Here is a 12,200-nt window from a genome sequence, read left to right as displayed (position 1 = left end):
CGATTTGACGATAAAACAAAATTTAACCCCAAAATAAAACGCCATTCCCCATCTATAAATGCTTCACTCTTCTTTTCACCTCTTCCTGCTTCCCTGCATTAAACGGTCTGGCGTCTGGGCTGCCTAGGTAGCCGCAGACTCGGCGGGTGACGGAAACTTTTTCGCTGTCGTGGTTGCCGCATTTAGGGCAGGTGAAGCCTTTGTTGGTGCAGTGAAATTCGCCAGTGAAACCACATTCATAACATTCATCAATCGGTGTATTGGTGCCGTAGTAAGGCACGCGGTCGTAGCTGTAATCCCAAACATCTTCTAAGGCTTTGAGATTGTGCTGAATATTAGGGTATTCGCCGTAGCAAATAAATCCGCCGTTCGCCAGTGGTGGGTAAGGCATTTCAAAATCCAGTTTGTCGTAAGGATTGACCTTTTTCTCCACATCTAAATGATAGCTGTTGGTGTAGTAGCCTTTGTCGGTTACGCCAGTTATCACGCCAAATTGTTTGGTGTCTAAACGACAGAAACGGTCGCATAAATTTTCGCTTGGGGTGGAATAAAGGCTAAACGCGTAGCCAGTTTCTTGTCGCCATTGTTTGGTAGCTTGGGCTAAATATTCCACAATCGCAATGCCTTTTTGTCGCAATTGTTCATCATCATAAATATGATGTTGCGGATAAAGCGCGTTAATGGTTTCGTGAATGCCAATATAGCCAAGGGAAATGGAAGCACGGCCATTTTTGAAGATCTCCGCTACGTTGTCATCAGCTTTCAATCGCACGCCACACGCACCCTCCATATATAAAATAGGGGCAACCCGTGCTTTGGTGTTTTCAAGGCGAGCAATGCGCGTCATTAAGGCTTTTTTCGCGATGGCAAGGCGTTCATCAAGTAAGGCATAAAAACGCTGCTCATCGCCTTTGGCTTCAAGCGCGATACGCGGTAAATTCAGGCTAACCACGCCAAGGTTATTGCGTCCATCGTGCTGTAATTCGCCCTCTTGTTCATACGCGCCTAAAAAACTGCGGCAACCCATTGGGGCTTTAAAAGAGCCTGTTACTTTGACCACTTGTTCATAATTGAGTATATCGGGATACATTCGTTTAGAAGCACATTCCAACGCCAGTTGTTTGATGTCGTAATTAGGATCGCCAGCTTGTTGGTTTACGCCTTTTTTAATGGTAAAGACCAATTTCGGGAAGACGGGCGTTTTGTGATTTTTGCCTAAGCCACGAATGCGGTTGCGTAAAATGGCTTGCTGAATTAAACGTGCTTGCCAGCTCGTGCCTAAACCAAAACCAAAGGTAACAAAAGGGGTTTGCCCATTGGACGTGTGAAGCGTATTCACTTCATATTCCAAGGATTGGAACGCGTCAAAACAATCCTTTTCAATCAACGCCTTAGCATAATTTTCAGGCTCAGGTACATTCCATTGTTGGGCAGTTTTTAAATGCTTTTCATAACTCAGTTGCACATAGGGCGCAAGCACTTCATCAATGCGATTAATGGTTGTGCCACCGTAAATATGGCTCGCAACTTGGGCAATAATCTGCGCGGTAACTGCCGTTGCCGTCCCGATGGATTTTGGTGGTTCAATTTCTGCATTGCCCATTTTAAAACCTTGGGTGAGCATTCCTTTGAGATCCACCAACATACAATTAAACATTGGGAAGAATGGGGCGTAATCCAAATCGTGATAATGAATTTCCCCTTTTTCGTGCGCTTCCACCACATCACGCGGCAGAATGTAACGTTTAGCATAATGTTTCGCCACAATGCCTGCCAGTAAATCCCGCTGCGTTGGGATCACTTTCGCGTCTTTGTTGGCATTTTCATTAAGCAACTCCACGTTGCTTTGCTCAATCAGCCCTTCAATTTCACGCGTGAGCTGGCTACGCTTTTCTCGCGCTAAATCACGATCGTGGCGATATTCAATATAGGCGCGTGCTACTTGCGGATAATCACTCACCATTAACTGGTTTTCAACCAGCCGCTGAATATCGTGAATGTCAATTTCCTGCTGATACTTGGCAAAAATGCCATTGGCAACCTGTTGCCCCATTTTTTGCCAATAATCGTCCTGTTCAATGCCAACCGCCAATGCCGCTTTACGAATAGCATTAACGATACGCTGAATATCGAATTGTGCGCGTGAACCATCGCGTTTAATCACAAAAAACGAACTCATTGTACAACCCCTATATCTTGTGTCTTTATAATTCTGAAAGCACTATATATAGATGTTTTGCTAAATTCAACAGACAAAAATTAGGGTTTTTTAGCTTGTTTTTTGAACGAAATGGGGTGAATGAGTTGATTTTACTGGGCTATTTTTATCTTTGTTGATGAGAATTGTTCTCAATAAATGTTTTGTTTTATTGATTTAGATCAAAGTTTATAAAAATAAAAGTGCGGTGGAAAATTCAGCAATTTTTGCGGTTAGGGGAAAAGTTGATAATAAAAATGCGGTGAAAAATCACCGCACTTTATTATTTATACATTTTTTCAATTTGCGCTTTATAACGTTCTAAAATCACTTTGCGGCGTAGTTTTAAGGTTGGAGTAATTTCGTTCATTGCGGTGGTGAAAGCCTGTGGTAGCAGGGTGAATTTCTTCACTTGCTCAAAGCTCGCCAGCTCTTTTTGCAATTCATTTAAGCGTTTTTCAAACAGCTGAATAATTTCGGAATGTTTGATCAATTCCATACGATCTTGATATTTGATATTGAGCTTTTTCGCATATTCTTCTAAAGAAGCAAAACAAGGCACGATCAAGGCGGAAACATATTTTTTCGCATCAGCGATCACGGCAATTTGCTCAATAAATTTATCTTTGCCGATTTTGCCTTCAATGTGCTGTGGCGCAATATATTTGCCGTTTGAGGTTTTCATTAGCTCTTTGATGCGATCGGTGATGTAAAGATGGCCTTGTTCATCTAATTGACCGGCATCACCAGTTTTTAAGAAACCATCAGCAGTAAAAGCGGCGGCCGTTTCTTCTGGTTTTTTGTAATAACCACGCATTACCATTTCGCCACGCACTAAGATTTCGTCATTTTCGCCAATTTTTACTTCCGCACCCGGCATTAGCTTGCCGATAGAATTTGGCTCGAAATGATCATCTTCCCAGCACGAAACGGTGGCGGTAGTTTCCGTCATACCATAACCTAGCTTAATATTAATGCCAATGCTGTGAAAAAATAGCCCAATGGTAGGTTCTAATTTTGCCCCGCCGCACGGCATCATACGAATACGTCCACCGAGTAGGTTGCGTAATTTGCTCAGCACCAATTTATCCGCTAAGAAAAATTGCTGTTTAAGCCAAAATGGAATGGGTTGTTTTTGGCTTTTACGATCAAAATAACGATGTCCCACTTTCATCGCCCAGTTAAATAAGGCACGGCGCAGTTTTGGCGCTTGCTGCACTTTATCGTGGATCCCAGTGTAAATTTTTTCGTAAAAACGTGGTACGGCGCACATTAATGTCGGACGGATTTCACTTAACGCTGCACGCACTTGATCGGTGTTTTCAATATAACAATTCACCGCGCCACGGTGTAGCACATAGGCCACCCACGCACGTTCAAAAATATGGGAGAACGGCAGGAAAGAAAGGGAAACGTCTTGTTCTGTAATCGGTTTTAATGCCTGATCGTGAGCTTTTAGCTGATGAGCAAGGTTGGCATAATCCAACATTACGCCTTTTGGCTCGCCTGTGGTACCAGAAGTATAAATCAGGGTAAATAGATCATTGAGTTGTTTTTCATCAAGACGCTGTTGTAATTCTGCGGAATTAGTTTGCGAGCCTGTGGCGACAAAGTCTGCCCAACGGTAAGCCAGTGGGTGATTGTGCAGCTGAATGCTATCTTTCATCGCAACAATATGTTGTAACTGCGGGCAATCTGCAACGATTTGTAGGGCTTGATCGTACTGTTCTTGATCGCCAACAAACAGAATTTTAATATCGGCATCATTAATGATAAATGCCGCTTGTTGCGCGGTGTTTGTGGCGTAAATAGGCACGGTAACAGCACGAATTTGCAAAGTGGCAATATCAGCGACTGTCCAGCGTGGCATATTGTGTGCAAAAATACCAATTTTATCTTGTACATCAATATGATGGGCAAGCAACGCAAGAGAAAGGGCGTTTACTTGCTGCTGAAAGTCAGCCCAAGAAATATCGTGCCATTGTTGATTTTCAAAATAACGAAGTGCGGTGTTATTTTTTAATGTTTTTGCCTGCTGTTGAAAGCGGCTAACAAAATGAAAATCAAGGGTGTTTGTCATTCTTCTTTTTCCTATTTAACAAATCGTTTTTAATAAATTACTGCATTTTAGCGTACAGTTGTAAGGCTAAATATAATCGTTAATCAAAGAAAAAGCGAGAAAAATCCGTTGAAAACTACGGATAATCAGTGATTTTGTGAGCAATATAACAGTTTTAGCGAGCGAACAGTTGTTCATTTTTATGTGAAAAAGCAGGATATTCTTAGCAAAAAGCAGGCAGGGAAATCAGAGATAATCAATCACAGCAATAAAAATGTGGCGAAAAAAACCGCACTTTAAAAGTGCGGCTTAATTTTAAAGGGTTTTTAATTAGCCTTTGTAGTTGTGAATGTGAGCTACTAAGTCTAATACTTTGTTTGAATAACCTGTTTCGTTATCGTACCAAGATACTAATTTAACGAAAGTATCAGTTAATGCGATACCTGCTTCTGCATCGAATACAGAAGTTAATGCACAACCGTTGAAGTCTGTTGATACTACTGCATCTTCAGTGTAGCCTAAAACGCCTTTTAATTCGTTTTCAGAAGCACGTTTGATTTCTGCACAGATTTCAGCGTAAGTTGCTGGTTTTTCAAGGTTTACAGTTAAATCAACTACAGATACGTTTGGTGTAGGAACACGGAACGCCATACCAGTTAATTTACCATTTAATTCAGGAATTACTTTACCTACTGCTTTCGCTGCACCTGTTGAAGATGGAATGATGTTTTGAGAAGCACCACGACCACCACGCCAGTCTTTCGCTGAAGGACCATCAACTGTTTTTTGAGTTGCAGTTGTTGCGTGAACAGTTGTCATTAAACCGTCTTTGATACCCCATTTGTCGTTAATTACTTTCGCTAATGGTGCTAAACAGTTTGTTGTACAAGATGCGTTTGAAACGATGTCTTGACCAGCATAAGTATCAAAGTTTACGCCGTTTACGAACATTGGAGTTGCATCTTTAGAAGGACCGGTTAAAACAACTTTTTTCGCGCCTGCTTCAATGTGTTTACGAGCAGTTTCATCTGTTAAGAAGATACCTGTTGCTTCAACTGCGATATCAACACCGATTTCGTTCCATTTAAGGTTTGCAGGATCACGCTCAGAAGTTACACGGATTGTTTTACCGTTCACCACTAAATGACCGTCTTTCACTTCAACAGTGCCATCGAAACGACCGTGAGTTGAATCATATTTCAACATATAAGCCATATATTCAACGTCAATTAAGTCGTTGATACCTACAACTTCGATGTCATCGCGTTGTTGTGCTGCGCGGAATACGATACGACCGATACGGCCGAAACCATTGATACCAATTTTAATAGCCATAAGTTTTTCACCTATAATTTAAGTTAAACAAAAGGGTTACGGTGCATAGAAATCATTCTATTTTCCGTTCGCGGTCGATTATAGCACGCTTTTTAGGTAGGGTGAAACTAACTCGCAAGAAAACCGTAAAACATTTGTGATCTACATCAAAACTTTGCGGATCAGCCAGTTAGCTTGTTTTTATTTTGTTAAAATTAAATGAAAAAACACCGCACTTCTAATGATTTTTTTCCGATTTATCGGCATAATGAACGAAATTTGATGAAAATTAAGGATAAACAATGAGCCAAGGTAACCTTTATATTATTTCAGCCCCAAGCGGCGCGGGGAAATCATCTTTAATCGCCGCCTTATTGGCGAAAGATAATGGGCGTGAAATGATGGTTTCTGTTTCCCATACCACGCGTGCGCCACGCCCCGGTGAAGTGGACGGTGTGCATTATCATTTTGTCAGTAAAGAAGAATTTGAACGTCTAATCGAACAAGATTTGTTCTTGGAATATGCCAAAGTGTTTGGCGGCAATTATTATGGCACGTCCTTGCCGACCATTGAAAAAAGTTTGGCGCAAGGCATTGATGTTTTTTTAGATATTGATTGGCAAGGGGCGCAACAAATTCGCGCTAAATTGCCACAGGTTAAAAGTATTTTTATTTTGCCCCCATCGGTTGAAGAATTGGAGCGCCGTTTAATTGGACGCGGGCAGGATAGCGCAGAAGTCATTGCTGATCGTATGGCAAAAGCTACCAGTGAAATGTCCCACTATGACGAATATGATTATGTGATTATTAATGATAATTTCGAGCAAGCAGTGGCGGATTTACAGCATATTTTGCGTGCGGAATGTTTAACGAAAAGCTATCAACAAGCGCAAAATATCGCTTTAATTCATCAATTACTGGCAAAATAATTGACATTTTAGTATCATTAGATCTCTTTTATTTATTGAAGAATTTTAACTGATTGGAGTAAATTTATGGCTCGTGTAACAGTGCAAGATGCGGTAGAGCAAATTGGTAACCGTTTCGATTTAATTTTAACCGCAGCACGCCGTGCAAGAGAATTACAATTACATTTGCGTGAACCTTTAGTTCCAGAAGATAACGATAAACCAACGGTAATCGCCTTGCGTGAAATTGAAAAAGGCTTGATTAATAACGAAATTATGAATGCGCACGAGCGCCAAGATACTTTAGAGCAAGAAGCAACAGAGCATCACGCAGTGTCTTTATTATCTTCATAAGCGATAAAAGTGCGGTTGTTTTTTGTTCCATTTTTATCATTGGCAATAAAATTTGAATAAAAAGTTAGGTGTCCTTTGTACTTATTTGAACGTTTAGAGCATATTATCCGAGGCTATTTACCGCCTGAACAAATTGAATTAGTAAGACGAGCATACGTTATCGCACGAGATGCACACGAAGGACAATCTCGCTCCAGCGGCGAGCCGTACATTACTCACCCTGTTGCGGTGGCATCAATTATTGCAGAAATGCGTTTAGATCACGAAGCCGTGATGGGCGCATTGTTGCACGATGTGATTGAAGACACCCCTTACACCGAAGAACAGCTCAAAGAAGAATTTGGCGCAAGTGTTGCTGAAATTGTGGAAGGCGTATCTAAATTAGATAAGCTCAAATTCCGTACCCGCCAAGAAGCCCAAGTGGAAAATTTCCGCAAAATGATTTTGGCGATGACCAAAGACATTCGCGTTGTTCTGATCAAACTGGCTGACCGCACCCACAATATGCGTACCCTTGGCGCATTACGCCCTGACAAACGGCGTAGAATTGCGAAAGAAACCTTGGAAATTTACGCCCCACTTGCCCATCGTTTAGGGATCGAACATATTAAAAATGAGCTAGAAGATCTCGGCTTTGAAGCAATGCACCCACAGCGTTATGCTGTGTTACAAAAAGTCATTCAAATTGCGCGTGGTAACCGCAAAGATATGATCGAACGGATTTCTGATGAAATCAAAGGGCGTTTAGCAGATGTGGGCATTGAAGCACGTGTATTTGGGCGAGAAAAACACCTTTATGCCATTTATCAAAAAATGCGCTTAAAAGATCAGCAATTTCATTCCATTATGGATATTTATGCGTTCCGTGCAGTGGTGAAAGATGTGGACACTTGCTACCGAGTGCTAGGACAAATGCACGGTTTGTATAAGCCACGTCCGGGGCGTGTGAAAGATTATATCGCTGTGCCAAAAGCAAATGGCTATCAATCCCTGCATACTTCGATGATTGGCCCACACGGCGTTCCGGTGGAAGTGCAAATTCGCACGGAAGAAATGGATCAAACTGCGGAAATGGGCGTAGCAGCGCATTGGGCGTATAAACAAGGTGGTAAGAATGATAGCACCACCGCACAAATTCGCGCGCAGCGCTGGTTGCAAAGTCTGATTGAATTGCAACAAAGTGCGGGTAATTCTTTTGAATTTATTGAAAGTGTCAAATCAGAATTTTTCCCGAAAGAGATTTATGTGTTCACCCCGAAAGGGCGTATTGTGGAATTGCCAGTGGGCGCCACCCCAGTAGATTTTGCTTATGCGGTGCATTCTGGCATTGGCAATGCTTGTATTGCAGCCAATGTGGATCGCAAACCTTATCCCCTTTCACAACCATTGCAATCAGGGCAAACCATTGAAATTATCACCGCACCGACAGCACAACCTGATGTGGGCTGGCTGAATTTTGTGGTAACTGCAAAAGCCCGTTCTAATATTCGCCACTCCTTGAAAAATCTGCGTTCAGATACGGCGATCGTTCTTGGTAAACGCCAACTTACTAATGCGTTATTACCACATAAATTAGAACAAATTTCTGAGCAACGTATTGATGAATTATTAAGCGATCTAAAACTTAATCGTTTTGAAGATTTATTGGCGGAAATTGGTTTAGGTAACCAAATGAGCGCCGTGATTGCTTATCGCTTATTAGGTGAAAGTATTGAAATTGATACAGACGGCGATCTCAGCAACAACAAAAATATTTTTGCCATTAACGGCAATGAAAGCCTGCTTACCACTTTTGCGCAATGTTGCCACCCAATTCCGGGTGATCCGATTGTGGCATACGCAAGCCCAGGGAAAGGCCTAGTGGTGCATCACGAGGCTTGTGCAAACCTGCGTAATCGAAAAGAAAATCCAGAGCATTTCACCCCAGTAACCTGGGAGAAAAGCGATAACAAAGTGGAATTTGAAACCGAATTACGCATTGAAATGATTAATCAGCAAGGGGCGCTGCCGAATTTAACCTCTAATATTTCCGCGATGGATAGCAATATTCATAGCATTTGGACGGAAGAACAAGACGGTCGTTTATATCAAATCGTGGTGTTACTGACGGCAAGAGATACCCATCATTTAAGTCAAATTATGCGGAAAATCAAAACCTTACCCGGTTTTGTCAGCATTGAACGTAATATAAATCGCTAATGGCTACGGAAATTCTTGGTGCAGTTCCGCTGACCACGCTTTCTGGTGTGGGGGCAGCGGTTTCGGCAAAATTGAGTCGAATTGGCATTAATAATCTGCAAGATTTACTTTTTCATCTGCCTAGCCGTTATGAAGACCGCACAAGAATTACGCCCATAATCGATCTTCGCCCTGAACAATATGCCACAATTAGCGCCACGGTTCAGCTTTGCGAAGTCCAGTTTGGACGCCGCCCAATTTTAACTGTAGTAGTGTCGGACGGCACATCAAAATTAACCTTACGTTTTTTCAACTTTAACGCAGCAATGCGCAATAGCTTCCAAGTGGGCGCGAGAGTCAAAGCCTTCGGCGAAGTGAAGCTCGGTCGTTTTATGGCGGAAATTCATCACCCTGAATATCAAATTATTCGTGATGATGCTCCTTTGGTAATGGCCGAAACCCTGACGCCAATTTATCCCACCACAGAAGGCTTAAAGCAAAATTCTTTACGCAAATTAACGGATCAAGCGCTGGCTTTGCTTGATAAAATTCAGTTGCCAGAAATTCTGCCTGATGAATTCAATCCTTATCCTTATAGCTTAAAAGAGGCGATCCGATTTTTGCACCGCCCACCGCCTGATGTTTCTTTAGAAATGCTGGAAAAAGGACAGCACCCTGCACAAGTGCGGTTAATTTTTGAAGAATTATTAGCGCATAATTTAGCAATGCAAAAAGTGCGGTCGAATATTCAACAATTTTTTGCCTTGCCATTGCAGTATCAAACCGATCTAAAACAGCAATTTTTACAGCGTTTGCCATTTAGCCCGACTAATGCGCAAAGCCGCGTTGTGCAGGATATTGAGCAAGATCTGCAAAAGCCTTATCCAATGATGCGATTAGTGCAGGGCGATGTGGGATCGGGGAAAACCTTGGTCGCGGCATTAGCTGCACTGGTGGCAATTGACAATCAAAAGCAAGTGGCACTTATGGCGCCGACAGAAATTTTGGCGGAACAGCATTTTGCCAATTTCCAAAATTGGTTTGAGCCTTTAGGCATCAAAGTCGGTTGGCTGGCAGGAAAAGTCAAAGGCAAGGCTCGCCAAGCGGTGCTAGAACAGATGAAAACAGGCGAAGTGCAGATGATTGTGGGAACGCACGCCTTGTTTCAACAGGACGTAGAATTTAATGATCTCGCCTTAGTGATTATTGATGAACAGCACCGATTTGGCGTACATCAACGCTTAATGTTACGCGAAAAAGGCGAAAAGTCGGGAAATTATCCACATCAGCTGATTATGACCGCCACCCCAATTCCGCGAACCTTAGCGATGACGGTTTATGCAGATTTGGATACTTCTATTATTGATGAATTACCCCCAGGACGAACGCCGATCACCACTATTGCCATTTCAGAAGAGCGCCGTGCAGAAATTGTCGCGCGCGTGTATCAGGCCTGCGTGAATGAAAAACGGCAGGCGTACTGGGTTTGCACGCTCATTGATGAAAGCGAAGTGTTGGAAGCGCAAGCAGCGGAAGCCATTTGGGAAGATTTAACCAAAGCGCTGCCAAATTTACGCATTGGCTTAGTTCACGGGCGAATGAAACCGACTGAAAAACAAGAGATTATGGCAAGTTTCAAAGCCGCCGAGTTAGATGTGTTAGTAGCAACCACCGTGATTGAAGTGGGCGTAGATGTGCCTAATGCCAGCTTGATGATTATTGAAAATGCTGAACGCCTTGGGCTATCTCAACTTCACCAATTGCGTGGACGAGTAGGGCGCGGAAGTACGGCTTCTTTTTGCGTGCTAATGTACAAACCGCCATTGGGCAAGGTGTCGAAAAAACGTCTGCAAGTACTGCGTGAAAGCCAAGACGGCTTTTACATTTCAGAAAAAGATCTGGAAATTCGCGGGCCGGGTGAAGTGTTAGGCACAAAACAAACTGGTGTGGCGGAATTTAAAGTGGCGAATTTAATGCGCGATCGCAAAATGATCCCAACAGTTCAGCATTATGCCAGAGCAATGATCAGCAAATATCCACAACTTTCTGAGGCCTTGATTCAGCGTTGGCTTGATGAGAAAACCATTTATTCCAATGCGTAAACTTTACCTTGAGATGTGCTGAACGAAGGTATAAGATCATCTCAATATCAATGAATTTCCTACAAAAATGACAGCACCAACCATCTTATTTTTTGATTCAGGCATTGGCGGCTTAAGCGTTTATCGTGAAGTGAAAGCCTTGTTACCAGACTGCCACTATCTTTATTGTTTGGATAATGCTTTTTTCCCTTATTCTGAAAAAGCTGAACAGGCAATCATTGAGCGTTGCGTGGCAATTTGTCAGAAAATCGCGCAGCAACAGCCACTCGATTTAATTGTGATTGCCTGCAATACCGCAAGCACCGTGGTTCTGCCTGCCTTGCGCGAAAAATTTTCTTGCCCTGTTGTAGGAACGGTTCCTGCTATCAAACCTGCTGCTCAACAAACACAAACAGGCGTCATCGGCTTACTCGCCACCAAAGGCACCGTAAAACGCCCTTATGTAGATAAATTGATCCAAGACTACGCAAGCCATTGCAAAGTAGAAAAGTTGGGCAGTACAGAATTAGTTAAAATTGCAGAAGAAAAATTGCAAGGCTATCCCGTTGATCCCATTAGGCTTTTACGCGAGGTCAAAGATTGGCAACGAAATTTAACTTTGGATACGGTGATTTTAGGTTGCACACATTTTCCATTCTTAAAAGCAGAATTAAAAGCTTGCTTACCACAAGTGAAATATTTTTTAGATCCTAGCAAAGCCATCGCCAAGCGCGTGAAAGATTTACTTGGTGAATCGCAGCAAAAATCAGCTAAAGATAATCTGGTTTATTGCACAAAAGAAAGCAAAGAACAGCTCGCTTTATTAAAGGTATTTAAACAATTTGGTTTTGCAGAATTGCACGCGCTCACTTTAGGTGAATAAGAATATGTGAAATAAATCAAGTGCGGTAAAAATTTTGCTAATTTTCCACCGCACTTTGCCTGATAATTCATCGGTGTGATTTCAAAATAATCAGTTGAGATGGTTTTTCGCATTTTTTGCCATTTTTTTGCAAAAATGGGTTGCAAAGATTTTTCAGAAGCCTATAATACGTCGCACACAACGACGCGACGTTGTAGAAATTGAAAGATACACATCGCGTCGTTGT

8 protein-coding genes are annotated in these 12,200 nt (G+C 42.2%); 5 read left to right on the top strand and 3 right to left on the bottom strand.

The annotated features are described in order from the left end of the window. Positions 1-52 precede the first annotated feature (52 nt). From nrdD to gapA, 3 genes are all read right to left on the bottom strand, one after another. The gene (nrdD, locus tag C3007_RS08840; RefSeq protein WP_103854108.1) at positions 53-2,179 is read right to left on the bottom strand and encodes an anaerobic ribonucleoside-triphosphate reductase; all 2,127 of its coding nucleotides are present in this window, start codon (positions 2,177-2,179) and stop codon (positions 53-55) included. A gap of 301 nt (positions 2,180-2,480) precedes the next feature. After that, positions 2,481-4,277: an AMP-dependent synthetase/ligase gene (locus tag C3007_RS08835; protein ID WP_103854107.1), complete on the bottom strand. Its 1,797-nt coding sequence runs from the start codon at positions 4,275-4,277 to the stop codon at positions 2,481-2,483. Between the two features lie 309 nt (positions 4,278-4,586). Then, the gene (gapA, locus tag C3007_RS08830) at positions 4,587-5,591 is read right to left on the bottom strand and encodes a glyceraldehyde-3-phosphate dehydrogenase (protein WP_103854106.1); all 1,005 of its coding nucleotides are present in this window, start codon (positions 5,589-5,591) and stop codon (positions 4,587-4,589) included. A 281-nt stretch (positions 5,592-5,872) separates the two neighbouring features. On the opposite strand from gapA, the gene gmk reads away from it, so the two are divergent. The 5 genes from gmk (at position 5,873) to murI (ending at position 11,974) form a co-directional block, all read left to right on the top strand. Beyond that, positions 5,873-6,499, top strand: a complete 627-nt coding sequence (gene gmk / locus C3007_RS08825; RefSeq protein WP_103854105.1) for a guanylate kinase — start codon at positions 5,873-5,875, stop codon at positions 6,497-6,499. A gap of 66 nt (positions 6,500-6,565) precedes the next feature. Next, positions 6,566-6,832 carry a DNA-directed RNA polymerase subunit omega gene (gene rpoZ, locus C3007_RS08820; RefSeq protein WP_103854104.1) on the top strand — a complete coding sequence of 89 codons (267 nt, stop codon included), beginning with the start codon at positions 6,566-6,568 and terminating at the stop codon, positions 6,830-6,832. A gap of 75 nt (positions 6,833-6,907) precedes the next feature. After that, positions 6,908-9,031, top strand: coding sequence for a bifunctional GTP diphosphokinase/guanosine-3',5'-bis pyrophosphate 3'-pyrophosphohydrolase (gene spoT, locus C3007_RS08815; protein ID WP_103854103.1), 2,124 nt, complete (start codon positions 6,908-6,910; stop codon positions 9,029-9,031). Further along, a complete protein-coding gene (gene recG / locus C3007_RS08810; RefSeq protein WP_103854102.1) occupies positions 9,031-11,112 on the top strand; it encodes an ATP-dependent DNA helicase RecG in 2,082 nt (693 codons plus the stop codon). The genes spoT and recG overlap by 1 nt, the downstream gene beginning before the upstream one ends. 67 nt (positions 11,113-11,179) lie before the next feature. Continuing rightward, positions 11,180-11,974, top strand: coding sequence for a glutamate racemase (gene murI / locus C3007_RS08805; RefSeq protein WP_103854101.1), 795 nt, complete (start codon positions 11,180-11,182; stop codon positions 11,972-11,974). The last annotated feature ends 226 nt before the right edge of the window (positions 11,975-12,200 follow it).

It is taken from the genome of Avibacterium gallinarum (assembly GCF_002921135.1).
GTDB lineage: Bacteria > Pseudomonadota > Gammaproteobacteria > Enterobacterales > Pasteurellaceae > Avibacterium > Avibacterium gallinarum.
The sequence above is the reverse complement of the archived record's forward strand: the minus strand, read 5'-3'. Positions and strand labels throughout refer to the sequence as shown.